Below are 25,050 nucleotides of genomic sequence, written 5' to 3'. Positions count from 1 at the left end.
GCCAGCGCAACGTCAGTGCGTCACCGCTTGGACACGCGCGCGCAACATCCAGGCCGTACCCTCACGCCATGACGGACTTCGACCTCGTGGTGCGCGGCGACCGCGTCCTGATCGACGGCACCTGGAAGCGCGCCGCCGTGGGAGTGAAGGACGGCATCGTCGCGCGCATCGGTCCTCGTCACGCGGAGTGGAGCGCGACCCAGACCGTGTCTCTCGCGACGGACGAGGTGCTGATCCCCGGCGTGGTCGACACCCACGTGCACGTCAACGAGCCGGGACGCACCCATTGGGAGGGATTCGCGACGGCGACCCGCGCCGCGGCGGCCGGCGGCGTGACGACCATCATCGACATGCCCCTCAACTCGATCCCGCCCACCACCACGGTCGCCGCCTTGGACGCCAAGCGCGCGGCAGCTGCGGAGAACGCCGCCGTGGACGTCGGGTTCTGGGGCGGCGCGATCCCCGCCTCGCTGGGAGCGCTCGAGCCTCTGCACGACGCCGGTGTGTTCGGCTTCAAGGCGTTCCTGTCGCCGTCCGGGGTCGACGAGTTCCCGCACCTCTCCGCAGCGCAGCTGCGCGCGGCACTCGCCGAGACCGCCCGGTTCGGCGGCATGGTGATCGTCCACGCGGAGGACCCGGCACGCCTGGAGAGGTACGCCGGCAGCCGCTATTACGAAGACTTCGTCGCCTCGCGGCCCGACGCGTCCGAGACTAGCGCGATCGCGACCATCATCTCGGCGCTCCGTGCGACCGGCGGCCGTGCGCACATCCTGCACCTCAGCTCCGCCGCTGCGCTCAATCAGATCCGCGGCGCCAAGGCCGAAGGCCTCCAGCTGACGGTCGAGACCTGCCCGCATTACCTGACGTTCGACGCCGACCACATCCCGGACGGCGCGACCGAGTTCAAGTGCTGCCCGCCGGTGCGCGACGAGGACAACCGCGAAGCGCTGTGGGGCGCGCTGGTGGACGGCACCATCGACTTCGTCGCCTCCGACCACTCCCCGGCGACCGCCGAGCTCAAGGTGGGGGCGGACGGCGACTTCGGCCGCGCGTGGGGAGGCATCTCGGGACTGCAGGTGATGCTCGCGGCGGTGACCAGCGGCGCCGCGACGCGCGGCATCCCGCTCGAGACGGCGCTGTCGTGGCTGACGTCCAAGCCGGCGGCTTTCGTGGGGCTCGAGGACAAGGGCACGATCCGTGAGGGCGCCCGCGGGGACGTCGTGGCGTTCGCGCCGGGCCGCGCGTGGACCGTCGACGCCGCGGACCTGCAGCACCGCAACAAGGTGTCGGCGTTCGACGGTCGCACTCTCACGGGACAGGTGACGCGCACGTGGGTGGGCGGCGCGCAGGTGCACCCGGCCGTGCCCGACGCGCCACTGGCGGGCCGCTTGATCGCGCGGCCAGCGCTCGCCGTCCAGGGCGCGGCGGCCGTCGACCAGCCCTAGTCCCGACGCCCCAGGGCGAACAGCGGATCGCCCGCGAAACGCCACCGAAACTCGGAATGGCTAACGTGAGGGGATCGGCAGGCGTGCCACCACGCCCGCACTCGTGAAAGGCGTGACCATGGCGATCATTCTGGGCGACCATCAGTACGGCAAGGCGGAGAACCGCATCGTGCGCATCGTGCGCGACACCGCTCGCCACACGATCGCGGACGTCAACGTCTCGACCTGCCTGCGCGGCGACTTCGACGCAGCGCACCTGACCGGCGACCAGGGCGCCGTGCTGCCAACGGATACCCAGAAGCAGACGGCCTACGCCTACGCCAAGACCATCGGACTCGAGTCGATCGAGGCCTATGCCCTCGCCTTGGCCACGCACTTCGTCGACGATGTGGAGCCCGTGCGCGAGGCACGCGTCGAGGTCGAGCGCTACGACTGGACGCGCGTGGACGCCGACGGCACGGGCGCGGGCCATGACCACACGTGGGTGCGCTCGGGCCAGGAGGTCAGGACCGCGTCGGTCACCGTGTCCGGGACGGCCGATGCGCGCCGCACCTGGGTGACGGGAGGACTCAAGGACCTGGTGATCCTCAAGTCCACCGGCAGCGAGTTCCACGGCTTCCTCGAGGACGAGTTCACGGTGCTCGAGCCCACTCACGACCGCGTGATGGCGACCGCCCTGAACGCCAAGTGGCGATTCGACGGCACCGAGGTGGACTGGAACGCGACCTACGCCGCGATCAAGCACGCGCTGACGTCGACCTTCGCCACTCAGCACTCGCTCGCGCTTCAGCAGACCCTGTACGCGATGGGCACTGCGGTGCTCGAGTCGGTGCCCGCGGTGGTCGAGGTGCGCCTGTCCGCGCCCAACAAGCACCACTTCGAGTACGACCTGGGACGGTTCGGCATCGAGAACCACGGCGAGGTCTTCCACGCCGACGACCGCCCGTACGGCCTCATCCAGGCCAGCGCGATCCGGGACGATGCGCCCGACGCAGGTCCCGCATGGACCCCGTACACCGGGCTCGTCTGAGCGGTGACGGCATGACTCACATCCCCGGCACGCGCATCTTCCGCGCGCACCTCTTCCACATCGCCGGCTCTCCTGCGCAACAGGACGTGACCCAGGCGCTGGTGTCGATCCCCGACGGCGCGCTGGTGGTGAGCGGAGACCACGGCGAGATCGCGTGGGTCGGACCGTGGGCGGACCTGCCCGCCGAACACGCAGGTGCACCCGTCACGCGGGCCGACTACCTGATCCCCGGGTTCGTGGACTCGCACGTCCACTACCCGCAGTCGTATGCGACCGCAGCCCACGGCGGCGGCCAGCTGCTCGAGTGGCTCGACCACTGCATCTTCCCCACCGAGACGCAGTACGCGGACCCCGAGTTCGCCGGGCGCGCGGCCCGATACTTCACGCGCCGCCGCATCGCTGCGGGAACGACCGCCGCGATGGTGTTCGGCAGCGCCTTCCCCGTGGCGCAGGACGCGCTGTACCGCGAGACGCTCGCCTCGGGACTGCGCGTCGTGTCCGGCCGCGGCATCCAGACCGTGGGCCCCGACGCCGCATCGGCACTCATCACCGACGAGAAGACGGCGATCGACCTGGTGGCGAAGGAGATCAACCACTGGCACGCCGTCGACACGGGCGACCCGCGCACCGCGCGCGTGCAGGTCGCGATCGTGCCGCGCTTCTCCCTGTCGGTCACAGCGCAGACTCTCGGCGCGCTCGGCGAGCTCTACGACGAGGCGCGCATGCGCGGCGTGTACTTCCACAGCCACCTGAACGAGAACAACCGCAAGGGCGACGGCGAGATCGCCGCGGTGCTGGCGACCTACGGAGTCGAGACGTACCTGGACACGTACGACGGCAGGTTCCTGAGCGGATCGCGCGAGGGCGGGCGCACGCTGCTTGGCCGGCGCTCATCGCTGGCGCATGCGGTGCACTCGCAGCCGCGCGAGCTCGCCCGCATGGCGGAGACCGGCACATCGATCGCCCACTGCCCCACCTCACAGCTGTTCCTGGGCTCGGGAACGATGCCGTGGCAGGCGACCATGGACGCCGGAGTCAACGTGGCGCTCGGCACGGACATCGGCGCGGGCGACGAGTGGCTGATCTCCCGTGTGGCGGGCGACTGCTACAAGGTCCACATCTCCGAGGAGGGCGACGCCGGCACCGCGCTGCACCCGGCCGAGCTGCTCTTCGCCGCGACCCTTGCCGGTGCCCGTGCGCTCGACATGGAGCACGCGTTCGGCAACCTCGACGTGGGCAAGGAGGCGGACTTCCTGCTCATCGAGAAGTCCCGCTGGGAGCCGCTGGACGGCATGCTCACCATGGGCATCCGCTCCGACGACGAGGCGGAGGCGACGCTCGAGGAGCTGTTCACGCTGCTCATGGGCCTGCGCCAGCCCGCGATCGCCGGGGTCTACGTGCAGGGCCAGGAGGTCGTGACGCCAGGCCTCGACCCCGACTGACCCTCCTCCCTACCCCCTGTCCGGCACTCATTGACGTCTACGCGACGTCTCGACGTGCTGTCCGGCACTGGTTGACGCCGGCAACGGGCCCGCGTCTCCTCGTGGGCACTCAGTGTCGCTCGCTACGGATCCGCCTGAAGAACACGAAGTGGCTCACGAAGACCGCCGCCGCCGGAACAGTCGCGAGCGCCGCACTGGCGACATACGCACCGCTGAGGTCACGGGTGTGGAAGCGCTCCGTGTGCTCGCGGAGGTCGGCATACATCGCCAGTTCCACGGGCCCCTCCTCCTCCACCGGCGGCGCCTCGGGCGTCGGGTTCAGCGCCGTCACGATGCCGATGAGCATCGCCGTGCCGGCGCAGTAGACAGCCACCGCGGGAATCGCGGCCTTCGCGACCAACGGCAGGCCGACCGCCTTCCGCATTGCGCCCAGGAGCAGCAGCTCAATGGCGCAGAGGACCACCGCCGCGACGACCATCAGCGGGCCGAACCACAGCAGCGTCCAGGCGATCTCAAGGAATGTGACGGTACCGCCGCCTACCCACACCGCCACGATGTAGACCGCGAAGGCGGCCGCGAAGCCGCCGATCCATGCGCCGAGGTGGGTGAGTGAGATCCGCGTCCAGGTGCGCGAGTCAGAGGTCATCCCTGTCACGGTATCTCGATCGTGCTGCGAGACCACGAGGCGACCCGCGTGCCGTCCACGTCTCCGCCTTAGCGTCCCCGTGGGCGCTTAGTGTCGGTTCCGACGGGTCCGCGTCACCTGGTGGACGCTGAGAGTCGCCTCGCCCACGTGGAACAATCGCGCTCATGGCCGTCATCACCGATCGCATTCGCGAGCACCTGGTCGAGGCGTTCCGCGCATCGGCACCCGGAGTGCAGAGCCGCCTCGAGCGCCTTCCGGTGGGCACCGGTGTCGACCCCGAGCGACTCCACGCCGGCGTCCTGATCGCAGCGCGCGGCAACCTCAGCCTGTTCGACGACGCCATTGAGCACGCGCGCGACGACTGGCGCGACCTGCTCGACCGCGCGAATCTCGCCGATGCGGACTGGCCGGAACGCATCGACGCTCAGTTCGGCAGCGCGTAGCGAGTGCCCGTGCGCGCTGTGAGTGCATGAGCCCACAGTCCGGGGCGAGTTCTTGCACTCATGCACTCGTGGGGCGAAGGACCGAGCGGATCGGCTGGGCACACCGTCCCGGTGACGCAGCCTCCGAACGGCACTAGCCTGGGAGGCGTGAACTCACCCATTGATGCCACCGCCACTTCCGCCTGGGCCGAGCTCGAGGCCCACCAGCGCGACTTCGCGCCCGACCTGCGCGGCTGGTTCGCCGCCGACGCGGGCCGCGTAGGCCGCATGAGCCTCCCCCTGGGCGATCTCCACGTCGACCTGTCCAAGAACCTCGTCACCGACGAGGTCATCGCGTCGCTGGTCAAGCTAGCAGACGAGACCGGAGTCCTCACCCGCTACCAGGCCATGCTCGCGGGTGAGCACATCAACACCACCGAGGACCGCGCCGTGCTGCACACCGCGCTTCGCCGCCCGGCCGATGCGACACCCGAGTTGGTCGTCGACGGCCAGAACATCGACGAGGACGTCCAGGAGGTGCTGGGTCGCGTCAACGAGTTCGCGGACCGAGTGCGCTCGGGCGAGTGGACCGGCGTCACCGGCAAGCGCGTCGAGACGATCGTCAACATCGGCATCGGCGGCTCGGACCTGGGGCCCGTCATGGTCTACGAGGCGCTCGAGCCCTACGCCAACGCCGGCATCTCGGCGCGGTTCGTCTCCAACATCGACCCCACCGACATGGGCCAGAAGGTCAAGGGCCTCGACCCCGAGACCACGCTGTTCATCGTCGCCTCCAAGACGTTCACCACGCTCGAGACGCTCACCAACGCGCGCCTGGCGCGCGCCTGGCTCTGGGAGCAGCTGGCCGAGGCGGGCGTCGACGTCTCCGACGATGACAAGCGGGCCGATGCGGTCGCGCACCACTTCGTCGCCGTCTCCACCGCGCTCGACAAGGTGGAGGCATTCGGCATCGACCCCACGAACGCCTTCGGCTTCTGGGACTGGGTGGGCGGCCGCTACAGCGTCGACTCGGCCATCGGTCTGTCGCTCGCGATCGCGCTCGGACCGGACGTGTTCGGGGAGCTGCTCGACGGCTTCCACACGGTGGACAGGCACGTCGCCGAGACTCCGCTCGAGCAGAACGTCCCCGTCCTCATGGGGCTGCTGAACATCTGGTACGTGAACTTCCTGGGCGCGCAGTCGCACGCCGTGCTGCCCTATGCGCAGCAGCTCCACCGCTTCCCTGCCTATCTGCAGCAGCTGACCATGGAGTCGAACGGCAAGTCGGTGCGGTGGGATGGCTCTCCTGTGACTACCGAGACCGGCGAGATCTTCTGGGGCGAGCCCGGCACCAACGGCCAGCACGCCTTCTACCAGCTCATTCACCAGGGCACGACGCTCATCCCCGCGGACTTCATCGCGGTCGTGAACCCGGCGTACGAACTCAAGGACGGCGACCAGGACGTCCACGCCCTGTTCCTCGCCAACTTCCTCGCGCAGACCAAGGCGCTGGCGTTCGGCAAGACCGCAGAGGAGGTCGAGGAGGAGGGCACCACGGGCGCTCTGGTGGCCGCACGGACGTTCGCGGGCAACAAGCCCACCACGTCGATCTTCGCGCCGTCGCTCACCCCCGCCGTGCTCGGCCAGCTCATCGCGCTGTACGAGCACATCACCTTCACGCAGGGCGTGATCTGGGGCGTCAACAGCTTCGACCAGTGGGGCGTGGAGCTCGGCAAGCAGCTCGCCGTGCAGATCGCGCCCGCCGTCGAGGGCGACCAGTGGGCATTCGCCGCCCAGGACGCCTCGACCCAGTCGCTGATCGAGTACTACCAGGCGCACCGCAACTAGCGCACACCAACGCTCGAAGGGGCCCAGCCAACCGGCTGGGCCCCTTCGAGCGTCAACGGGCCTGTCGCTCCTCGTACGGCGTGCGGCCGATGCGGTCGGCGGGTTGGGTGCGGCCCGGTCAGTCGACCGAGTTCAGGGTGAGCGTGCTCAGCTTGCGCGCGCCCAGGTACACGGCTCCCGCCGTGGTGAGTGCGAGCAGGATCAGCCCGGTCGCGATGCCCACCTCGGATGTGAACGACCACTCGGCGGCCTGGGATCCGAGCATCTGCTCGCCTACGGACAGCGCCCATTGGCGCACGCTCACCGCGCGGATCCCGGGAACGTATCCGCCGAGCACGGTCTCCCATAGGAGGGCGTAGAGCAGGCCGAACACCACGGCGTTGCGGGTGACGATGCCGAGCGTCACGAAGATGGCGGTGTACGCGACTGCGGCGAACGCCGCGGAGACGCCAAAGGCGAGCGTGAGCTGACCGCCCTCATCTCCGGCGATCGCCACCGCCGCCATGATGGGGAGCACCGCGAACAGCAGGACGGCGGCGAGGCCCACGGCGAGCTTCGAAAACAGGATCACCCGGCGCTTGAGTGGCTTGGCGAGCATGTAGACGATCGAGCCGTCGTCGATCTCGGCGCCGATGACTCCGGTGGCGACCAGCAGGCACATGAGCGGCAGCAAGGTGCCCATGGCGAAGCCGTTGGCCAGCATGCTGGACGCGCTGGGCGAGCCGTCGGACGCCCACCGGGTGAGCGCAGCGAGCACGAGCAGCAGCGCTGGCAGGATCACCAGGAGCAGCGCCCGGCGCCGTCCGAGCAGTCCCCGTGCGGTGAGTCGCATGACGGTGACGTTCATCGTGTGGGCCCCATTCCGTGCGCGGTCATCGCGCCACCAAGTACGCGAACACGCTCTCGAGAGATTCGTCGGCGGGTGTGACCTCCAGCAGTCGCACCTGGCCGTCCTGCGCAAGGCGGGGCAGCGCCGCGACGAACCGCCCGAAGTCCGCAGCCTGGACGGCGAGCGATCCGGACGAGACGTCGACGCTGTCCGCCGAACCGTCCGCGATGATGGCGGCCGCGAGCGCACGGTCGTCGCTCGAGCGGATCGTGTACTGGTGCGGGCGCTGCGTCATGAGTTTGCGGATGCGCCGGAAGTCCCCCGATGCCGCGTGCCTGCCGGCGACCATCACCTCGATGGTGCCGGCGATCTCCTCGACTTCCTCGAGAATGTGGCTGCTGAACAGCACGGTGCGGCCCTGTGCCGCGAGCGACTGGAGCAGTTCCATGAGGTGCAGGCGCTGGCGCGGGTCCATGCCGTTGAAGGGCTCGTCGAGCAGCAGCACGGCAGGGTCGTGAACGAGCGCGGTCGCCATCTTGATGCGCTGCTTCATGCCCTTCGAGTAGCCGGAGATGTCGCGGTCCTTCGCGTCCATCATGTCCACCTGCTCGACAGCTGCACGCGCGGCCGCGACGGGGTCAGCGAGCCCGTGGAGTCGCGCGTTGGCGAGCACGAACTCCCACCCCGAGATCATGTCGTACATGGCCTCGGTCTCCGGGACCAACCCGATGGACCGGTAGGCGTCGGTGTCTCGCCACACCGGTGCGCCGTCGAGCGTGACCGTCCCCGCCGAGGGCGGAAGGAACCCGCCCATCATCGAGATCAGTGTCGACTTCCCGGCGCCGTTGGGGCCGAGCAGTCCGGTCACGCCGGGGCCGACGGTCATGGTGACGTCGTTGACGGCCACCACGTCGCCGTACCAGCGCGAGACGCCCGTCAGCTGAAGCGTGCTCATGCGATGCCCACCTTCCTGTAGCGACGCATCAGCAGAGCGATGCCGCCCGCGACGATTGCGGCGGCCCACACCATGAAGACCAGCCCGCCCAGAGGACCGGGATCGGCGTCGAGGCCGATCGCCGAGTCCACACCGAACCATGACACCGCGATGCCGTCGACCAGCAGGAACGGGTCGATCGCCGCGAGGTACCCGCCGAGGGTCGCGCTCCCGTTCTCGGTCAGCAGTGTGGATACAACGGTCCCGACGCCGCCCAGCACCACGAGCGCCGTGATGATCACGGCCACCCCCATCCCGCGTCGAGGCGTGAGCGCCGCGAGGACGAGGCCGATGGCGCTGAGCACCAGCGCGACCAGGGCCGACGCGACGAGGCCCTGCGCGTAGCCGACGATCTGGGCGCCCACCGGCAGCTTGGCCAGCAGAGCGCCGACGAACAACAGGGTCTGCGCGGCGGCCAGCACAGAGAACAGTGCGAGCGCCATGCCCGCGAACTTGGCGAGCACGTAGTCGTCGCGATGGATCGGCCTTGACAGGTACAGCGGCATCACGCCGTGGCGAAGATCGCGGGAGACGCAGTAGGGAGCGCGGCTGGCGACGAACAGCGACACCACGAACCCCATGGTCGGCAGGTACTCGGTATAGGACGTCGGCAGCTCATCGAGCCCCAGCAGCACCGCGATGAGCGCGAAGATCAGCGGCGGAGCCATCAGGATGCCCACGAGGATCCACGGCATGATCTTGGCCTTGGCCGGGCGGCCGAAGCCGAACACTCCCCGGAAGGTCTCGACGAGCAGCGACCTGACGATCCAGCCGCGGCCGAGGCGGGGTCCGTCGTAGTGCCGGAAGCCGATGTCGTGGATGACGCCCTGAGACTGCGGGGCGGCGGGCTCCGCGCCACCGGGGGCGGCGCCGAGCGGCGGCGTGTGGTCAGCCATGGAGCGCCTCCTGCGGCGTCGAGAACATCTCGGTGAGGTGGTGACGGCCGCGCTGCATGCGGATGAGGCCGACCCCGAGGTCCACCACCACGCTACGCACGTCGTCGAGCACCTGCTCGTCCTTGATCGCCACCACGAAACTGTGGGCCTGAGCGCCGGTGGTCACCTTGGCCCCGAGCGCGTGGAGCCGCTCGACCACCTCCGGCCCGCGGTCGGTCACCTCGACCAGCATCATTCCGCTGAACTCCGTGGCCGCGGCCGTGGAGGTGGAGTGCTGGAGCACGCCCGCCTCGATGGACACGATGTGATCGGCGATGCGCTCGAGCTCGCCCAGCAGATGCGACGTCACGACCACGGAGATGCCGAAGTCCGCGCTGATGCGCCGGATGAGCTCGAGCATGTCGTCGCGGCCCGCGGGGTCGAGCCCATTGGTGGGTTCGTCGAGCAGCACCAGCTGGGGGTCATGCACGAGCGCCTGAGCGAGCTTGACGCGTTGGCGCATGCCCGTGGAGTAGCCGCCGATGGGACGGTAGCGCTCTTCGTACAGCCCCACGTGCCGCAGCGTGTCCGCGGTGCGCTCCCGCGCCACGTCCGTCGGCAGCCCGGACATGCGCGCCATGTGCACGATGAACTCGGTGGCCGAGACGTCGGGCGGCAGGCACTCGCTCTCCGGCATGTAGCCCACGACCTCACGGATCTTGAGACCGTCCGAGAGGCAGTCCAATCCCAGGACGGTCGCAGTCCCCGACGTGGGGGGAAGCAGACCAAGAAGGATCTTGATGAAGGTCGACTTGCCGGCTCCGTTGGCGCCCACGAGTCCTACCACCCCGGTGGGCATCTCGACGGTGAGCTGTGACAGCGCGGTCACGGGGCCGAAGGACCTCGTCAGGCCTTGCGTGGCGATGGCGGGCATGGTCCGAACCTACCGCGATGCCCCCGCCGCGCCCGTCCCCCACGTGGATGACCGTTCCCCTGACTTCGTCTCGGGGAGAACCCCCAGACGACCCGTGACGCGAGGCGGGAATGCGGCGGCTATCAGCGAGGTTATGAGCGGACAACAGGTCGGTTCACCGCTCAATGAAGAGGGACATCATGGACACCGCGCTCGCCAAGCTCCGCCCGTTCAACCTGATCGCCGGCCTGCTTCACCTCGCCTCGTTCGTCGCCATCGTGGCGCTCGCCAACGACGCCACCCTGCCCGTCCGTGCGACGTACCTCAACGGCCCACCCGGGTCCGATGCGTTCGGCGAACCGGTGACTCTGCTCGACATCAACATCGGGTACGCGGTGGCGGGGTTCCTGCTGCTCTCTGCGGTGTTCCACTTCCTCGTGATCTCACCGATGTTCTTCCCGCGCTACACGGCGGGACTTCGCGAGAACCGGAACACCTTCCGCTGGGTCGAGTACTCGCTGTCGTCATCGATCATGATCGTGCTCATCCTGCAGCTCAACGGCATCTCCGAGTTCACCGCGCTCGCCGGCCTCTTCACCGTCAACGCCAGCATGATCCTGTTCGGCTGGCTGCAGGAGCGCTATGCGACTCCCGGCGACGGCGACCTGCTGCCCTTCATCTTCGGCAGCATGGTGGGAATCGTGCCGTGGCTCATCATCGCGATCAACCTCATCGGCCCCGGCAACACCAGCGACGAGACTGTGCCCGGATTCGTGTGGGGGATCATCATCTCGCTGTTCGTGTTCTTCAACACGTTCGCGGTGGTGCAGTGGCTGCAGTACCGCGCGAAGGGGAAATGGGCGAACTACCTGCGCGGCGAGCGCGCCTACATCGTCCTCAGCCTGGTGGCCAAGACCGCTCTGGCGTGGCAGGTCTTCTCCGGCGCGCTCGCCAGCTAGCCGGGCGCGGCGCCGGAGCGACCCGCGCATCGGCCGTCCGCCCCAGAGCCCCCGGTCTCCGCTGCGCCTGGACCTCCTCGCCGCGATGTGGCTACGATGCAAGGGCAAACGCGGGGAGCTCGGGGCAACCGAGCTGAGAGGACGGCCACCAGCGCGCCGTCGACCCGAGAACTTGACCTGGGTAATGCCAGCGTAAGGACGTGTCGACGGCACGGGCGTGAGCATCGTGGGGCCTGCCGTGGCCCTGGAGCGCACTCGCCCTCACGAGCCGTCGACGGCTGACTGTGCGCCGTGCGGACCCCAGGTCCGACGCCAAGGAGTCACCCGTGATCGCCGAGATCCAAGTCCTTCCCCGCCCTGTCGGCACGCCCGACGACCGCTACGCCCACGTCGACGCGGCCATCGCCACCATCGAGGCCTCCGGCCTGTCCTACGAGGTGGGCGGCATGGGCACCACGTTCGAGGGCACGCCCGACCAGGTCTGGGCCCTGCTGCGCCAGGTCCATGAGTCCACCATCGCTGCCGGAGCGGAAGGCTGCCTGTCCGTCATCAAGGTCTCTGGCGCGGCCGGTGACCGCGGGCCGAGCGTCCAGGATCTGGTGAGCAAGCACCGCCGATGACGCGCGGCAGCCGAGGCCACGCCGCCCTCATCGGCACCGCCACGGTCGTGCTGCTGCTGGTCACCTGGGAGGCATCGGTGCGGCTGGGCGAGCTGCCCGAGTTCGTGCTGCCCAGCCCCTCCCAGGTGGTCAGCGCGGCCGTCGACCAGGCACCCACCCTCGGACGGCACATCGCGACGACCGCCACCGAGGCGGTGCTGGGGCTCGCCCTGGGCACCGCACTGGGCTGGCTGCTGGCCGTGCTGACCTCGGCCGTGGCCTCCGTCGGCCACGTCGCCCGGCCGGTGGTACTGCTCAGCCAGACCATCCCGACGGTCGTGCTGGCGCCGCTGATGATCCTGTGGGCGGGCTTCGGCCTCACCTCCAAGGTGGTGCTGGTCGCACTCACCGTGTTCTTCCCCGTCCTGGTCGCCGCCACCGCGGCAATACGCGAGGTGGACGCCGAGTACTCGGACACGGTGGCCGGCCTCGGTGGCGGTCGTGCCCACCAGCTGTGGCTGGTGCGACTGCCCGCGTCCATCCCGGGTGCGCTTGCGGGCCTGCGCATCGCGGCCACCTACGCCGTAGGCGCCGCGGTGGTATCGGAATACCTCGCGGGCGAGTCCGGCATCGGCGTCTTCATCCAGCGCTCCCGCAAGGCGTACGCCGTCGATCAGATCTTCGTCGGAATCCTGCTCATCGCGCTGCTTTCCGCAGTCATGGTCGCCGCGATCACGCTGCTGAGGCGCGTCGCCACCCCGTGGCGGGCCCCCGTGGCGCGCCACTGACCGCCCTCGCCCACCACTCGACACTCGACACTCGACACCTAGGAGAATCCGCATGAACCCCCTGTTCCGCACCGCATCGCTCGCCGCCCTTGCCGCAGGCACAGCCATCACCCTCGCCGCCTGCTCCAGCGCCCCGGCAGCGATCGCTCCCACCGACTCCCCCGCCGAGTCGACCCCCGTCACGGTGGTGCTCGACTGGACGCCCAACACCAACCACTCCGGCCTCTACCTCGCGCTGGAGAACGGCTGGTACGAGGACGCCGGGCTGGACGTCACAGTGATCGAGCCCGGTGAGACGTCGGGCCTGCAGCTGATCGCGGCCGGGCAGGCAGACTTCGCGTTCTCCGTCGCGGAAGGGCTGCTCCCCGCCCGCGCCGCCGGGGCCGACGTGGTGTCCGTCGCCACCGTCATCGAGCACAACACCTCGTCGCTGCTCTCGCTCGCAGAGGACGGCATCACCCGACCGCGCGACCTCGAGGGCAAGCGCTACGGCTCATACGGGTCAGACCTGGAGGAGACGATCATCTCGAGCCTGGTCGCATGCGACGGCGGCGACCCAGCGCTGGTGGAACACGCGCCGCTGGTGAGCAATGACTTCCGCATCGGCCTCACGCAGGACGAGTTCGATGCCGCGTGGGTCTTCGACGCCTGGGACACGGTGCGACTTGGGGAGGTCGACGGCCTGGACGTCTCGACCATCGCCTTCCGAGACTGGTTCGACTGCATCCCCGACTGGTACACGCCGCTGCTCGCCACCACCGGAGAGACCATCGACGGCTCGCCCGAGGTGGTCCGCGCGTTCGTCGAGACCACCGCGCGCGGGTACGCGACAGCCATGGAGGACCCCCAGGCCGCGGCCGATGCGCTCATGGACGTCGCTCCCGAGCTCGACCAGGAGCTGGTCACCGCGAGCGCCCAGTGGCTCGCCTACGAGTACGCCGCGTCTCCGGACGCTTGGGGCGTGCAGCAGGAATCGACCTGGACGGAGTTCTCGCAGTGGCTCACGGACGGCGACATGCTCGACGGCGACCCCGACGTCGACGGAGCGTGGACGAACGCGTTCCTGCCCTCGCAGCCATGACCGACGTCACCGTCACCCCGGCCGATGCGCGGGCCGGGTCGGTCTCCGCGCCCGTCCTGGCGGTGCGTGACCTGAGCATCACCTTCCCTCCGTCGCGCCGCGGCGAGCGCGGTCTCGAGGTGCTGGATGGGCTGGACCTCGCGATGGGGGACGGCGAGTTCGTCGCCGTCCTTGGGCCCTCCGGATGCGGCAAGTCCACGCTGCTGCGCGCGCTCGGGGGGCTGCTGGATCCACGTGCACGAGTCACGGGCGAGATCGCCGTGCCGCGGGACGCGAGTGGCCGTCGGGCGACGGCATGGATGCCTCAACGAGATGGGCTGCTGCCGTGGCGCCGGGCGTTGCCGAACGCGATGGTGGGTGCCATCGCGGCCGGGGTCCCTCGGGAGCGGGCCCTCCCGCGGGCGCGGCGGCTCTTCGATGAGTTCGGCCTCGGCGGGTTCGAGCGGGCCTGGCCGCACGAACTGTCAGGGGGGATGAGGCAGCGTCTTGCGCTGCTCCGCACCTGCCTCGCTGAGCGCCCCGTGCTGCTGCTCGACGAGCCGTTCGGGGGGCTCGACCCGGTCACCCGACGGCGCATGAACGCCTGGCTCGCGTCGGTCCGTCTGACCGAGCGTGCCGCCGATGCCACGGCTCTCGACGCTGAGGAGCCGGCCGCCGCGGGCTCCGGGGTGGTGCTGGTCACGCACGACATCGACGAGGCGATGATGCTCGCGGACCGCATCGTGGTGCTCTCGGACCGGCCGGGGCGGGTGGTGCACGAGTCTCGAGCGCGATCCGGCGACCGCTACGACCGCGACACGCTGCTCGCCGCCCTCGACTGCTGAGCACGCGAGCGTGCGGCGTCGATCTAGAGGGGCTCGACTGCGTCCTCCTGGTCGCCGTGTCTGCGGCGGAACAGGTTGCTGGGCCGCCGGCCGATCTGCTCGGTGTACCGCACGGCCCGGTCGCGGCCCTGCGCCTTGGCCTCGTACATCGCCAGGTCCGCCTCTTCGAAGACCTGATCGCCCGGAACACCGTCGTGGGGCCCGGCGAAGCCGTAGCTGACCGTGGGAAGCGGGAAGTCGAACGTGCTCGTTCGCGCCGCGAAGTCGTCGCTGATGGCGCGCAGCCGCACCAGCGCCTCGGCGTCATCCACGTCGAGGAGGACCAAGCCGAACTCCTCGCCGCCGAGCCTTCCCGCGCGCTCCCCTGGCCGGAGGTGGTCCGTCAGCACCGCAGCGAAGGCCATGAGCGCGCGATCCCCCGCGGCGTGACCATGGGTGTCGTTGATGTCCTTGAAGTGGTCCAGGTCCGCCACCACCAGCAGCGCGCGTTCCCCGCTGGACTCCGTTCCGGACAGCGCGCCCTTGGCCTGAGCACGGAACTCCGTCCGGCCCAGCAGTCCGGTGAGGTCGTCGTGCATGGCCCGGCTCCGCAGGTCGTGTGCCTGCTCATCCCACCCGATCGCCGAGACACTGAACGTGACGGCCACCAAGAAGACCAGCAAGAGCGCGTCTTCCGCACTGGAACCCACGACCATCTGAAACGCATCGCTCGCCGGTCCGAAGACGACGTTCATCACCGTGCGCAGAACGTAGAACGCTGCGAGGGCGCTCCCCGCGATGGCGATCACCAGGAGCGCCACGAGTGCCTCACGATTCAGTGCGTGCTGAGCCATGGCGCGCCGCGCCTTCCACGCCATCCACATCTCCACAGCGGTCGCGACGAACATCACCGCCATGTAGAGGCTGAGCGCGCCATGATCGACCCACGTGTCTCCGACAGGCTCATACCCGACCGCTGACACCAGAATCGCGACGGGCGCGACGCCCAATATCCATCGCGGCAGCCGCTCACGCCGCAGAGCCCGCGTCGCGAACCACACACACGTGGCGCCGACCGCAGCCAACGCCATCGATCCGGAATTGACGACGAGCTCCAGTTCGCCGCGGTTGAACAGCAGCAACGTGCTCGAGGTGCCCGCGCTCAACAGCGACAGCGTCCACCAGCCGGAGAAACTGGACCGGGTGGGCCGATACACGCCCAGGTAGAACAACAGGAGAACCACCAGCGACACCGCACCCAGGGCGATGCGCATGGTCTCGTCGTCCAACATGGGGCCAACCTACGCTGACGTAGGGCACGCCACGCAGAGCGCGTGACGTACCTCACCCGGGCGCCGCACGCGAGCGCACGGCATCGGACTAGAGGGGCTCGGCCACGTCCTCGCGGTCGCTCTGCCTCCGGCGCAGCAGGTTGCTGGGCCGCCGGCCGATCTCCTCGGTGTACCGCACCGCCCGGTCGCGGCCCTGCGCCTTGGCCACGTACATCGCCTGGTCGGCCTGCTCGAAGACCTGGTCCACGGAGTCGCCGTCGCGGGGCCCGGCCACGCCGTAGCTGACTGTGGGAAGCGGGAAGTCGAACCGAGTCGACCGTGACGCGAAATCGTCGCTGAGAGCGCGGAGACGCACCAGCGCATCGGCGTCATCGACGTCGAGAAGGACCAAGCCGAACTCCTCGCCGCCCAGGCGTCCCGCGCACTCCTCTGGCCGGAGGTGGCTCGTCACCACCGCGGCGAAGACCATCAGCGCGCTGTCCCCCGCGGCGTGGCCGTGCGTGTCGTTGATGTCCTTGAAGTGATCGAGGTCCGCGACCACCAGGAGGGCGCCCTCTCCCCTGGCCTGCGCTCCGGCCATGGCGCGCTTGGCCTGTGCACGGAACTCCGACCTCCCCCACAGCCCCGTCAGGTCGTCCTTCATCGCCAGGCGTCGCAGCGTTCGGGTCTGCTGATCCCAGCCCACGGCCGAGACGCTGAACGTCACCGCCACCATGCAGACCAGCAGCGTGACGTCCTCGGGGGCCGAGCCGGCCGTGCGCTCGAAGGCCCCACTGTCCGGGCCCGCCACCATCAGCATGACGAACCGGAGCGAGTAGAACGAGCCGAGTGCGGTGGCCGCGATGGCGATCACGAGGAGCGCGACCAGGGCCTCAGCGTTCGGCTCGCCGTCAGCGCTCACGCGCCGCGTCTGCCACGCCTTCCACGCCTCGGCCGCTCCCGCAATAAACATCGTCGCCATGTACAAGGACACAGGCCCCGTGGTCGCCATGCCGCTCTCATCAGGTGTCGCCATCGACGCCGGGACCAGGATCGCCAGCGGCCCGACGGCGAGCAGCCACCGCGGCAGTCGCCGGCTCCGCAACGAGCGCATCGCGAACCACACGCAGGTCGACCCCGCCGCGGCGAGCGCGGTCGACATCGGATAGGTCACCGCCCGCACGGGACTGTCGTTGAACAGGAGGAGCAGGATCGCCAACCCGGCGAGCAGCAGCGAGACGCTCCACCAGGCGGAGAAGCCGGACCGCGTGGGCCGGTAGACGCCCAGGTAGAACAGCACGAGCACCGTCAATGACACGGCACCGAGCGCGAAGCGCATGGTCTGATCGTCGAGCACGCGCCTAACCTACGCTGACGCGCGGCGCGACACGAGCACCCGGTGACTCACGCCACGCACCAGGGTCACCTACGCATGTCGGACGACGCACGCATCGGCCGCCATCACGGCACCGCCGCTGCCGGAGGCGCGCTGTCCGGAGTCGCGCTGTCCGAAGTCACCGGCGCACTCGGCTCGCGCCTCTCCCGCAGGGCGACGTCGGCGGAGTACCTCACCGCTCGGTCGCGGCCGTCTGCCTTGGCCACGTACATCGCCAGGTCCGCCCGCTCGTACACCTCCCAGAGCGAATCGCCGTCGTCGATTGAGGCAAACCCAAAGCTCACCGTGGGGAGCGGGAAGTCGACGCTGTTCGCATGTGCGGCATACGCGTCGCCGATGGCCCTCAGACGCGCCAACGCACCGGCGTCGTCCTCGTCGAGGAGCACCATGCCGAACTCGTCGCCACCCTGCCGTCCTGCCACTTCTCCGGCGCGGACGGAGTCCTTCAGTGCGGTGGCGAACGCTACGAGTGCGCCATCCCCCGCCGCATGGCCGTGAACGTCGTTGACCGCCTTGAACTGGTCGAGATCGGCCACCACCACCATTGCCCCCCGGCCGCTCGACCGCGCGTCCTCGAATGCACGCTCGGCCTGCAGACGGAACTCCATACGGTCCAGGAGGCCGGTGAGATCGTCATGCATCGCGCGGCGACGAAGTTCCTGCGTCTGCTGGTCCCAGCTCACGGCCGACACGCTGAACGTGACCCCCACGAGACAGACCAGCAGGACGATGCTGTCCGTGCCGGTGAACCCCGTCAGCTCGAAGCCACCGCTGCTCGGACGTTCCACCACGTGGGTGATCGCGCGGAGCACGTAGAACGTGGCGAACACGGTTCCTGCAATGGCGGTCACCAGAAGAGCGACCACTGCCTCCCCATTGCGAGCGGGCTCGGCTAGAGCGCGCCGCGCTCTCCACGCCAGCCACGTCTCCACGGTCCCCGCCCCGAACATCACGGACATGTAAAGGAACAGCGGACCATTCCCCGCCAGGACCCCACCAGCAGCACCCTCGACGAGCTTCGGCACCAGGATGGCGACGGGGGCCACGCCGAGCAGCCACCGCGGCAGTCGTTCACGGCGCAGCGACCGCGTCGCGAACCACACGCAGGTGACACCGATCACCGCGAGCAGGATCGATGCCGGGTTCGTGACCACCTGCAGGCCGCTGCCGTTGAGCAGCAGGAGCGCACGCGCGATGGCCGCGCACAGCAGCGCAAGCGTCCACCATCCGGAGAAACTGGATCGCGTGGGCCGGTAGACGCCCACATAGAACAGGATGAGGACCGTCAGCGTCACGCCGCCGAGAACGATGCGCATGGTCTGGTCATCGAGCACGCTCTCAACCTACGCTTGCGCACATCCTGTGGGGAGAGCGCGGTGACCCACACCACGCGGGGTGCGCACACACGAAGGGGACCCGGCCAGCCAGCCGGGTCCCCTGGGCGCGTCACGTCACGAGCGCACTGGCCCGTCGGATGCTAGATCCTGTCGAACGTGTCCGGGTCCGGGCCCACGCGACCCTCGGGGCCGCGGTCGAGCGCATCGATCTGCGCCATCTGCTCGTCCGTCAGCGCGAAGTCGAAGATCTGGAAGTTCTCCACCATGCGCTCGCGGCGCATCGACTTGGGGAAGATGATGTCGCCGCGCTGGATATGCCAGCGCAGGATCACCTGCGACGGCGCGCGGTCGATGGCCGCCGCGATGCCGCCCACCGTCTCGTCCTTCAGCACTGCGCCCTGGCCGAGCGGGCCCCACGCCTCGACGGCGATCGCGTGCTCGTGTGAGGCCTTGCGGGCGTCGTCGTTGCGGAAGTACGGGTGCGCCTCGATCTGGTTCACCGCGGGTGCGACGCCTGTCTCGCCGATGATCCGCTCGAGGTGGGCGGGCTGGAAGTTGGACACGCCGGCCGAGGCGAGGCGCCCCTGCTGGACCAGGTCCACCATCGCCTTCCACGTCGACACGAAGTCGCCGTCGTAACGCGTGGGCAGCGGCCAATGGATGAGGAACAGGTCGAGCTTGTCGACGCGCAGCTTCTCGAGCGTCTCGTCGAAGGAGCGGTAGACGTCATCGGGCTTGTGCTCGCCGTTGCCGACCTTGCTCGTGAGGTAGACCTCGTCGCGCGCGAGACCGGACTCGGCAATCGCCTGGCCCACCTCGGCTTCGTTCCCATAGAGCTGCGCCGTGTCGATGTGCCGGTAGCCCACCTCGAGCGCCGTGCCCACGGTGGCCGCGGTCTCCTCGGGCGGCACCAAAAAGGTCCCGAACCCCAGCTGGGGGATGGTCGTTCCGTCATTGAGTGTCGTTGAAGGAATCATGTGGGGGCCAACCCCGCACGGCGGTCCATGATTCCCGGCCGGTGCGCGGGCTCAGTCGCGCGCATCGGCCTCCTCCCAGCGCAGCAGGTCGCCCGGCTGACACTCCAGCACCTCGCAGATGCGCTCGAGGGTCGTGAATCGGATCGCCTTCGCCCGGCCATTCTTGAGCACCGCGACGTTCGCTGGCGTGATCCCGACTGCGGTGGCGAAATCCCCCACGGACATCTTGCGCCTCGCCAGCATGACGTCGATGTCGACGACGATCGGCATCAGATCACCTCGGCCAGCTCGCTGCGGTCCGCGATCGCCACCGCGAGGAGCCCGCGCATGACAACCATCAGCAGCACGAAGGCCGTGCCTCCCACCCACGAGCCGATCCACAGGAAGAGAGCCGGCGGCCCCCCGATGTTCTCCGCGACCATCATGTGCGAGGCGACGCCCACGCAGATCAGCGCGGCGATCGCTCCGCTCCACGCGATGACCTCGACCCAACGGAGCGCGTTGGCGGTGAACACCTCGCCCGTCGCGACCATCGTGAGCAGCCTCCACACCACCACGATCACGACCTGGAAGCAGGCGATGGCCGCGATGCCGGCGATCGTGTAGGGCAGGACGAGGTGGTCGACCTCGGGGTATTCCGCGCCCATGTCGGAAGCCGCGAGCGGCACGAGCGCCTGGCCCCCGACAGCTCCGAGGAACAGCAGGACGAGGAGCAGGCGGAGGGTGCCGCGCACAAGAGCGTTCATGTATTGATAATCGATAGATTTCTATCGATTGTCAAGTAGTGCAGCGGCACGCCCCGCGATGACTGCCGGGGAGTGTCAGGAGCCGCGGTACGTCGAGTAGGCGAAAGGGCTGAGCAGCAGAGGCACGTGATAGCGGTCGCCGCCGTCCACCTCGAACGTGATGACCACCTCGGGGTAGAAGGTCTCGACGTTGAGGTGCGAGAAGTACATCCCGGTGTCGAAGCGCACCTGATAGACGCCGTCGTCGAGGCGTTCGGGCCCGAACGCGCTCACCCGCCCGTCGTCGTCGGTGACCGCGGAGGCAAGCGGCTCCCAGCCCTCTCCTCTACGCTCGGACAGGGTCACGGAGACTCCCGCTGCGGGTGTGCCGCGGACCGCGTCCAGCACGTGTGTGGTGACGTGACTCATGCGTCCTCCCCTACCTGCTTCAAGCGCAGCGCGGCGATCTGCCGCAGCTGCTCGGCGACCTCGTCGGTCTCGACGCCGGGGTCGTTCATCAGCCGGCGATCCAGCTCTTCGAGGATCTCCCGGCGATCCCGACCGGCGGCCCGGATGAGGAACACCCGGCCGAACCGCGCCTCATACGCGGCGTTGCCCTCGCGCAGGCGCGCCTCGAGCTGCTCGTCGGGGTCCTGGCTCGCGGACTGCTCGGCACGCGAGAACGCGGCCTCTGCTCCCTCGCCCTCGGCCCTGTCGCCGATGCGCGGGTGCGCCGCGAGCGCCTCGTCCACCTCGGCCTCGGAGAGCGGAGTGGCCGCGTCGATGCCTGCCGCCACCAGCGCATCGGCCGTCTGAAAATTCTTGCCGGCGAGCGCATCGGCCCAGCGCTCCACGCGCAGGCACTCCAACAGTCGATCCCGTTCCAGCCGCATGCCCCCATCGTAGGGTGGGGGCATGGATGTCACGGGAGTCGTACTCGCCGCGGGAGCGGGAAGCCGCGCGGGCGGGCCCAAGGCGCTGCGCCGGACCGAGGACGGCACGCCGTGGCTCGAGATCGCGTGCGCCGCGCTTCACGACGCCGGGTGCCGCGAGGTGATCATCGTGCTGGGAGCGGAGGCCGATGCGGCACTCGCCTTGGTCCCGCGCGGAGCCCTCCCTGTGGTCGCCACCGATTGGCAGGACGGCCAGGCGGCGTCACTGCGCGTGGGGCTCGCGGCGGCAGCCACGTCCAGCACCGATGCGGTGCTGCTCACGTTGGTCGACCTGCCCGAGCAGACAGCCGCCGCCGGACGCCGGGTGCTCGATGCAGCGGTGGACGACCCCCGCGGCACGCTTGCCCGGGCACACTACGACGGCGAACCCGGACATCCGGTCCTGATGGGCCGCGACCATTGGGGCGACATCGCCGCCACCATCGTGGGCGACATGGGCGCGAGGGACTACCTGGTGCGCCACCTCACGGTCGAGGTGGACTGCTCAGACCTGGGCGGTGGGGCCGACCGCGACGACTGACGCTGCGTTCGGGCTCGCCGTGCTCAGGACCGCGGCGTGCGCACCCGGATCGCCGCTGGCTGGATGCTGAACTCCACGCGCGAGCATTCGCCCACGTCGTCGCCATCCAGCTCGAGCACCCGCGACTCGCCCAGCTCGACCGTCACGGCAGTGACGCGGCGGTGCATCACAGAGTCACTGCTTTCCGCCTTGTCGGTGGCGCCGACCAGGCGCTTGAGACCGTTGTCCCACATCATGCTGCGCATGGTGTCGAGCCACCCGGCGACGCCATCGGCGCTCAGCACCAGCAGGTCGAGCTCGCCGTCGACCGGGTCCGCGTCGGGGAGCAGCGTCACGCCGCCCGTCAGGATGCCGCAGTTTCCGACGATGAGCGTGTGCGCCTCTTCGTTGCCCGTCTTCTCCCCGTCGACGGTGAGCGCCATCGAAATCACGTCGCTCGCGGACACAGCGCGGCCCAGGGACTCCACGTAGGCGAGCCACCCGACCTTGTCCTTCAGGTCCTCGTCGGTCTCGGTGATCATGTGAGCATCGACGCCCACGCCTGCCATCACCGTGAATGCGTTGCGCTGAGGCGTGCCGTCCAGATCGGCCTCCGCCCACGCCAGGTCGATGGTGAGCACGTCGCCGGTGAGCGCGGCCTCCAGCGCCTTGCCGATGTTGCCCAGGGGAATGTCGAGGTTGCGGGCCAGCAGATTGCCCGTTCCCAGGGGGACCACGCCCAGGTGCGCCGAGGTATCGGCGTCCGCAAGGCACTCAGCTACGGCACGCACCGTGCCGTCGCCACCGGCCGCGATCACGAGGTCGGCACCCATGTCGAGCGCCTCCTGCGCCATCCCATGCCCGGGATCCTCCACGGTGGTCTCGAGCCACGAGATCCGCGGGCCGGGGCCGTCGAACTCGACGGAGTCGAGCTCCTTCTCGATGTCGTCCCTGCTGGTCTTGGAGGGATTGACCACGATCGCGACGTGCTGAGGAGTATTCACACGCTCAGGATAGGCGTCGCCGCACTCGGCCGATGCGCGGGTGTGGTCAGGCGTCGATGGTCCCCGTGATGGCGACGTGGGTGCGGCCGCCGATCCACAGGTCGCCACCCGCCTCGTCGACGCTCACACGGCCCGCGCGGTCCAGCATGGTCCCCTGCCTCGCGACGTAGGGTGCGGCGATGCGGCCGGACTCCGTGAGCCACTGGGCGAGCGAGGCGTTGAAGCTGCCGGTGATCGGGTCTTCGCGCAGCGGGCCGTCGGTGTCGTTGAAGAAGGTGCGCACCTCGACCGCGGACCCGTCAGGGCCGTCCCCTTCGTCGATAGCGGCGATGCCGACCATGCAGAGACCGGGCTGGTGCGCGCCGTCGGGCTCCACTGCCATCACCGCATCGACGTCCTTGAGCAGCAGCGCGATCCATCCGGGACCGTTGTCCGCCCATGCAGCGTCGAGCACCTCCGCCGGGGTGATCCGCAGCACGCGGCACGCGGCGTCGAGGTCGTCTGGGGAGACGGCGCCTGACCGGATCCGGGATGGGGCGGCGAAGGCGAGCTGATCACCGTCGACCCGCACCGGCACGAGTCCCGCGCCGCACTCCTGGATCACCACGCCCTCGTCGCGCGGCACCCCGCCCGCATCGAGCCACGCGCGCGCCGTGCCCAACGTGGGGTGGCCGGCGAACGGCAGCTCGTTGGTGAGGGAGAAGATGCGCACGCGGTAGTCGGCGTCCCGCGTGGTGGGAGGCAGCACGAACGTGCACTCTGACAGGTTGGTCCAGGCCGAGATCCGGGCCATCTGCTCTGAACTGAGGCCCTCGGCGTCCAGCACCACCGCGACGGGGTTGCCGGTGTAGGGATCGGTGCCGAACACGTCGACCTGGCGAAACTCGTGTGTGCTCATGCGACGACGCTAGTGCTGACTCGTGAGTCCTGCCGGGGTGCGACTGGCACCTGTGGCGCATCGTGGCCACACGTCACTCTGGATCAGGGCGCCTCTCGCCGGCCGGCGCGCTCGGCGAACCGATCGACCGCCGCCAGCACCTCGTCGGCTCGCCAGAATGGCCCAAGCCGGTGCTCGTTCTTCGATTTCACGATTCCGGCATCAGTCAACGCACGCAGCGGTGGGTAGATGTTCGGTGGGCTGACGTCAAGCTCTTCGGCCGCGAGCGCTGCCGACAACACTGGGCGTCGGAGAAAGACGTCCAAGAGTCGCCACGCGTTGGACTGCCTGCGGGCCGGCAGCCGGGCCTCCCACGACCGGCGGACATCATCGAGTTCCGCTGCCAGCGTGCGGGTGTTGCGGTTCGCGCGAGCAACGGCGTCCGCGAACGCCAGGACGATCGGCGCGATGTCGCCCTCGCGGTAGGCGGTCAACGCCTGGTGGTATCCCTCGATGTTGGCAAGGAGTCCCGCCGAGACGGGCAATGCCAGGTTGCGGGTCACACCGGTGCGGCGGAGCATCGCCTGCGCGAGTGCGCGGCCTGTGCGCCCATTGCCGTCCGTGAAGGGGTGGATCGTCTCGAACTGGGCGTGAGCAATCGCGATGCCCACCAGCGGGGGGACGTCATCGCGCATGCAGAACTCGACGAGGTCGTCAACGAGGGCCGGCACGCGCGAATGGTGTGGGGCGACGAACTCAGCGCCGGCGGGGCTCTCCGCGCTCGTTCCGATCCACACGGCCTCTTCACGCCAGACGCCTGGGGGATGGCGAGGCTGGTGCTCCATGAGCACGCGGTGCATCTCGAGGATTGCCTCTGACGAGAGTTCGTCCGACAGAGAGATCGCAGCCTGGAGGCTCCTCGTATTGGCGGTGACCTGCTCTGCGTTGCGCCCTGACTTCATCCCCAGCTCCGCGCTGAAGATCGCTCGCGCCGACGCGGTCAGGTTCTCGATCTGTGAGGACGACGCAGCCTCCGATCTCAGCAACACAGGCGCGAAGGAGCCGATGCGCGAGCCGAGTTCGGCGTCGAGGCGGCTCAACTCTTGCTCGGCCACACGCGCGTTGCCTGCGACACCGGGCTCAAGCGTCGGTGTGCGATGAGCAATGAAGGGCGGCACCGCGGCGGCGTAGCGCAGGGCCGCAGCGCTCTCCTCCGCCCGTGCGCCCCAGGACGCGGCCGAGCGCCACGTGTGCTGTTCCCACTCAAGGGCAGGCCACGCGAATGACGTCATACAACCTCCGTCCACTATTATGAGTTTCAGGGTAACTCATAATTT

The 25,050-nt window shown here is 69.3% G+C and carries 27 protein-coding genes and 1 riboswitch; of the genes, 11 read left to right on the top strand and 16 right to left on the bottom strand.

All coding sequences use genetic code 11. From position 1 onward, the window contains the following. The first annotated feature begins 68 nt into the window (after window positions 1-68). From allB to QQX02_RS09680, 3 genes are all read left to right on the top strand, one after another. A complete protein-coding gene (gene allB, locus QQX02_RS09690) occupies window positions 69-1,445 on the top strand; it encodes an allantoinase AllB (RefSeq protein WP_301142732.1) in 1,377 nt (458 codons plus the stop codon). A 118-nt stretch (window positions 1,446-1,563) separates the two neighbouring features. Continuing rightward, window positions 1,564-2,475 carry a factor-independent urate hydroxylase gene (gene pucL, locus QQX02_RS09685; protein ID WP_301142731.1) on the top strand — a complete coding sequence of 304 codons (912 nt, stop codon included), beginning with the start codon at window positions 1,564-1,566 and terminating at the stop codon, window positions 2,473-2,475. Between the two features lie 11 nt (window positions 2,476-2,486). Next, complete coding sequence (locus QQX02_RS09680) at window positions 2,487-3,917, top strand: amidohydrolase family protein (protein ID WP_301142729.1); 1,431 nt, start codon at window positions 2,487-2,489, stop codon at window positions 3,915-3,917. 109 nt (window positions 3,918-4,026) lie between these two features. Here the strand turns inward: QQX02_RS09680 and QQX02_RS09675 are convergent, their stop codons facing one another. After that, window positions 4,027-4,563 (bottom strand): hypothetical protein, encoded by a 537-nt coding sequence (locus QQX02_RS09675; protein WP_301142728.1) that lies wholly within the window; start codon window positions 4,561-4,563, stop codon window positions 4,027-4,029. Window positions 4,564-4,727: 164 nt separating this feature from the next. On the opposite strand from QQX02_RS09675, the gene QQX02_RS09670 reads away from it, so the two are divergent. Both QQX02_RS09670 and pgi read left to right on the top strand, forming a co-directional pair. Next, a complete protein-coding gene (locus tag QQX02_RS09670; protein WP_301142727.1) occupies window positions 4,728-5,006 on the top strand; it encodes a hypothetical protein in 279 nt (92 codons plus the stop codon). 147 nt (window positions 5,007-5,153) lie between these two features. Further along, window positions 5,154-6,833 (top strand): glucose-6-phosphate isomerase, encoded by a 1,680-nt coding sequence (gene pgi / locus QQX02_RS09665; protein ID WP_301142726.1) that lies wholly within the window; start codon window positions 5,154-5,156, stop codon window positions 6,831-6,833. A 118-nt stretch (window positions 6,834-6,951) separates the two neighbouring features. Here the strand turns inward: pgi and QQX02_RS09660 are convergent, their stop codons facing one another. The 4 genes from QQX02_RS09660 to QQX02_RS09645 are packed head-to-tail and all read right to left on the bottom strand — an operon-like array spanning window position 6,952 to window position 10,465. After that, the gene (locus QQX02_RS09660) at window positions 6,952-7,680 is read right to left on the bottom strand and encodes an ABC transporter permease (protein WP_301142724.1); all 729 of its coding nucleotides are present in this window, start codon (window positions 7,678-7,680) and stop codon (window positions 6,952-6,954) included. Between the two features lie 25 nt (window positions 7,681-7,705). Then, window positions 7,706-8,617 (bottom strand): ABC transporter ATP-binding protein, encoded by a 912-nt coding sequence (locus tag QQX02_RS09655; RefSeq protein WP_301142722.1) that lies wholly within the window; start codon window positions 8,615-8,617, stop codon window positions 7,706-7,708. Further along, entirely contained in the window at window positions 8,614-9,552 is a 939-nt protein-coding gene (locus QQX02_RS09650) for an ABC transporter permease (RefSeq protein ID WP_301142720.1), read from the bottom strand. Before QQX02_RS09650 ends, QQX02_RS09655 begins: the two co-directional genes overlap by 4 nt. Continuing rightward, complete coding sequence (locus QQX02_RS09645) at window positions 9,545-10,465, bottom strand: ABC transporter ATP-binding protein (RefSeq protein WP_301142719.1); 921 nt, start codon at window positions 10,463-10,465, stop codon at window positions 9,545-9,547. The genes QQX02_RS09650 and QQX02_RS09645 overlap by 8 nt, the downstream gene beginning before the upstream one ends. A gap of 179 nt (window positions 10,466-10,644) precedes the next feature. On the opposite strand from QQX02_RS09645, the gene heR reads away from it, so the two are divergent. The 5 genes from heR (at window position 10,645) to QQX02_RS09620 (ending at window position 14,695) form a co-directional block, all read left to right on the top strand. Next, window positions 10,645-11,403: a heliorhodopsin HeR gene (gene heR, locus QQX02_RS09640; protein ID WP_301142717.1), complete on the top strand. Its 759-nt coding sequence runs from the start codon at window positions 10,645-10,647 to the stop codon at window positions 11,401-11,403. 101 nt (window positions 11,404-11,504) lie between these two features. Continuing rightward, a riboswitch (TPP riboswitch) is annotated at window positions 11,505-11,619 on the top strand. Window positions 11,620-11,729: 110 nt separating this feature from the next. Beyond that, window positions 11,730-12,023: a thiamine-binding protein gene (locus tag QQX02_RS09635; RefSeq protein ID WP_301142716.1), complete on the top strand. Its 294-nt coding sequence runs from the start codon at window positions 11,730-11,732 to the stop codon at window positions 12,021-12,023. Next, window positions 12,020-12,790 (top strand): ABC transporter permease, encoded by a 771-nt coding sequence (locus QQX02_RS09630; protein ID WP_301142714.1) that lies wholly within the window; start codon window positions 12,020-12,022, stop codon window positions 12,788-12,790. Before QQX02_RS09635 ends, QQX02_RS09630 begins: the two co-directional genes overlap by 4 nt. A 52-nt stretch (window positions 12,791-12,842) precedes the next feature. Then, window positions 12,843-13,871: an ABC transporter substrate-binding protein gene (locus QQX02_RS09625; RefSeq protein WP_301142713.1), complete on the top strand. Its 1,029-nt coding sequence runs from the start codon at window positions 12,843-12,845 to the stop codon at window positions 13,869-13,871. Beyond that, complete coding sequence (locus QQX02_RS09620; protein WP_301142711.1) at window positions 13,868-14,695, top strand: ABC transporter ATP-binding protein; 828 nt, start codon at window positions 13,868-13,870, stop codon at window positions 14,693-14,695. Before QQX02_RS09625 ends, QQX02_RS09620 begins: the two co-directional genes overlap by 4 nt. Window positions 14,696-14,718: 23 nt before the next feature. On the opposite strand, the gene QQX02_RS09615 is transcribed toward QQX02_RS09620, so the two are convergent. The 8 genes from QQX02_RS09615 to uraD form a co-directional block, all read right to left on the bottom strand. Continuing rightward, on the bottom strand, window positions 14,719-15,966 hold the full coding sequence (locus QQX02_RS09615) for a GGDEF domain-containing protein (RefSeq protein WP_301142710.1): 1,248 nt from the start codon (window positions 15,964-15,966) through the stop codon (window positions 14,719-14,721). An 88-nt stretch (window positions 15,967-16,054) separates the two neighbouring features. Beyond that, complete coding sequence (locus QQX02_RS09610) at window positions 16,055-17,302, bottom strand: GGDEF domain-containing protein (protein ID WP_301142709.1); 1,248 nt, start codon at window positions 17,300-17,302, stop codon at window positions 16,055-16,057. 104 nt (window positions 17,303-17,406) lie between these two features. Further along, complete coding sequence (locus tag QQX02_RS09605) at window positions 17,407-18,675, bottom strand: GGDEF domain-containing protein (RefSeq protein ID WP_301142708.1); 1,269 nt, start codon at window positions 18,673-18,675, stop codon at window positions 17,407-17,409. Window positions 18,676-18,818: 143 nt separating this feature from the next. Then, window positions 18,819-19,655, bottom strand: coding sequence for an aldo/keto reductase (locus QQX02_RS09600; RefSeq protein WP_301142704.1), 837 nt, complete (start codon window positions 19,653-19,655; stop codon window positions 18,819-18,821). Between the two features lie 51 nt (window positions 19,656-19,706). Further along, window positions 19,707-19,925, bottom strand: coding sequence for a helix-turn-helix domain-containing protein (locus tag QQX02_RS09595; RefSeq protein ID WP_301142702.1), 219 nt, complete (start codon window positions 19,923-19,925; stop codon window positions 19,707-19,709). Next, entirely contained in the window at window positions 19,925-20,401 is a 477-nt protein-coding gene (locus tag QQX02_RS09590) for a DUF2975 domain-containing protein (protein ID WP_301142701.1), read from the bottom strand. Before QQX02_RS09590 ends, QQX02_RS09595 begins: the two co-directional genes overlap by 1 nt. A gap of 75 nt (window positions 20,402-20,476) precedes the next feature. Further along, entirely contained in the window at window positions 20,477-20,809 is a 333-nt protein-coding gene (gene uraH, locus QQX02_RS09585; protein WP_301142700.1) for a hydroxyisourate hydrolase, read from the bottom strand. Then, the gene (gene uraD, locus QQX02_RS09580) at window positions 20,806-21,273 is read right to left on the bottom strand and encodes a 2-oxo-4-hydroxy-4-carboxy-5-ureidoimidazoline decarboxylase (RefSeq protein WP_301142699.1); all 468 of its coding nucleotides are present in this window, start codon (window positions 21,271-21,273) and stop codon (window positions 20,806-20,808) included. Before uraD ends, uraH begins: the two co-directional genes overlap by 4 nt. Window positions 21,274-21,295: 22 nt before the next feature. On the opposite strand from uraD, the gene QQX02_RS09575 reads away from it, so the two are divergent. Continuing rightward, entirely contained in the window at window positions 21,296-21,853 is a 558-nt protein-coding gene (locus QQX02_RS09575) for a nucleotidyltransferase family protein (RefSeq protein WP_301142698.1), read from the top strand. Window positions 21,854-21,876: 23 nt separating this feature from the next. On the opposite strand, the gene QQX02_RS09570 is transcribed toward QQX02_RS09575, so the two are convergent. The 3 genes from QQX02_RS09570 to QQX02_RS09560 form a co-directional block, all read right to left on the bottom strand. Then, the gene (locus tag QQX02_RS09570; protein ID WP_301142697.1) at window positions 21,877-22,836 is read right to left on the bottom strand and encodes a diacylglycerol/lipid kinase family protein; all 960 of its coding nucleotides are present in this window, start codon (window positions 22,834-22,836) and stop codon (window positions 21,877-21,879) included. A gap of 46 nt (window positions 22,837-22,882) precedes the next feature. Next, window positions 22,883-23,734: a PhzF family phenazine biosynthesis protein gene (locus QQX02_RS09565; protein ID WP_301142696.1), complete on the bottom strand. Its 852-nt coding sequence runs from the start codon at window positions 23,732-23,734 to the stop codon at window positions 22,883-22,885. Between the two features lie 83 nt (window positions 23,735-23,817). After that, entirely contained in the window at window positions 23,818-25,005 is a 1,188-nt protein-coding gene (locus QQX02_RS09560) for a Fic family protein (protein WP_301142695.1), read from the bottom strand. Window positions 25,006-25,050: the final 45 nt, after the last annotated feature.

Origin of the sequence: Demequina muriae (assembly GCF_030418295.1) — a bacterium.
GTDB classification, from domain to species: Bacteria; Actinomycetota; Actinomycetes; order Actinomycetales; family Demequinaceae; genus Demequina; species Demequina muriae.
This window is presented reverse-complemented; position numbering and strand designations above follow the sequence as displayed.

What these genes read in the sequence shown, in the direction of transcription:
- QQX02_RS09675 (WP_301142728.1), bottom strand. Translation starts at nt 4,563, where the DNA reads ATGACCTCTGACTCGCGCACCTGGACGCGGATCTCACTCACCCACCTC.
- pucL (WP_301142731.1), top strand. Translation starts at nt 1,564, where the DNA reads ATGGCGATCATTCTGGGCGACCATCAGTACGGCAAGGCGGAGAACCGC.
- allB (WP_301142732.1), top strand. Translation starts at nt 69, where the DNA reads ATGACGGACTTCGACCTCGTGGTGCGCGGCGACCGCGTCCTGATCGAC.
- heR (WP_301142717.1), top strand. Translation starts at nt 10,645, where the DNA reads ATGGACACCGCGCTCGCCAAGCTCCGCCCGTTCAACCTGATCGCCGGC.
- QQX02_RS09650 (WP_301142720.1), bottom strand. Translation starts at nt 9,552, where the DNA reads ATGGCTGACCACACGCCGCCGCTCGGCGCCGCCCCCGGTGGCGCGGAG.
- QQX02_RS09670 (WP_301142727.1), top strand. Translation starts at nt 4,728, where the DNA reads ATGGCCGTCATCACCGATCGCATTCGCGAGCACCTGGTCGAGGCGTTC.
- QQX02_RS09645 (WP_301142719.1), bottom strand. Translation starts at nt 10,465, where the DNA reads ATGCCCGCCATCGCCACGCAAGGCCTGACGAGGTCCTTCGGCCCCGTG.
- QQX02_RS09625 (WP_301142713.1), top strand. Translation starts at nt 12,843, where the DNA reads ATGAACCCCCTGTTCCGCACCGCATCGCTCGCCGCCCTTGCCGCAGGC.
- QQX02_RS09660 (WP_301142724.1), bottom strand. Translation starts at nt 7,680, where the DNA reads ATGAACGTCACCGTCATGCGACTCACCGCACGGGGACTGCTCGGACGG.
- uraH (WP_301142700.1), bottom strand. Translation starts at nt 20,809, where the DNA reads ATGAGTCACGTCACCACACACGTGCTGGACGCGGTCCGCGGCACACCC.
- QQX02_RS09560 (WP_301142695.1), bottom strand. Translation starts at nt 25,005, where the DNA reads ATGACGTCATTCGCGTGGCCTGCCCTTGAGTGGGAACAGCACACGTGG.
- QQX02_RS09590 (WP_301142701.1), bottom strand. Translation starts at nt 20,401, where the DNA reads ATGAACGCTCTTGTGCGCGGCACCCTCCGCCTGCTCCTCGTCCTGCTG.
- uraD (WP_301142699.1), bottom strand. Translation starts at nt 21,273, where the DNA reads ATGCGGCTGGAACGGGATCGACTGTTGGAGTGCCTGCGCGTGGAGCGC.
- QQX02_RS09630 (WP_301142714.1), top strand. Translation starts at nt 12,020, where the DNA reads ATGACGCGCGGCAGCCGAGGCCACGCCGCCCTCATCGGCACCGCCACG.
- QQX02_RS09575 (WP_301142698.1), top strand. Translation starts at nt 21,296, where the DNA reads ATGGATGTCACGGGAGTCGTACTCGCCGCGGGAGCGGGAAGCCGCGCG.
- QQX02_RS09615 (WP_301142710.1), bottom strand. Translation starts at nt 15,966, where the DNA reads ATGTTGGACGACGAGACCATGCGCATCGCCCTGGGTGCGGTGTCGCTG.
- QQX02_RS09595 (WP_301142702.1), bottom strand. Translation starts at nt 19,925, where the DNA reads ATGCCGATCGTCGTCGACATCGACGTCATGCTGGCGAGGCGCAAGATG.
- QQX02_RS09620 (WP_301142711.1), top strand. Translation starts at nt 13,868, where the DNA reads ATGACCGACGTCACCGTCACCCCGGCCGATGCGCGGGCCGGGTCGGTC.
- QQX02_RS09565 (WP_301142696.1), bottom strand. Translation starts at nt 23,734, where the DNA reads ATGAGCACACACGAGTTTCGCCAGGTCGACGTGTTCGGCACCGATCCC.
- QQX02_RS09600 (WP_301142704.1), bottom strand. Translation starts at nt 19,655, where the DNA reads ATGATTCCTTCAACGACACTCAATGACGGAACGACCATCCCCCAGCTG.
- QQX02_RS09655 (WP_301142722.1), bottom strand. Translation starts at nt 8,617, where the DNA reads ATGAGCACGCTTCAGCTGACGGGCGTCTCGCGCTGGTACGGCGACGTG.
- QQX02_RS09680 (WP_301142729.1), top strand. Translation starts at nt 2,487, where the DNA reads ATGACTCACATCCCCGGCACGCGCATCTTCCGCGCGCACCTCTTCCAC.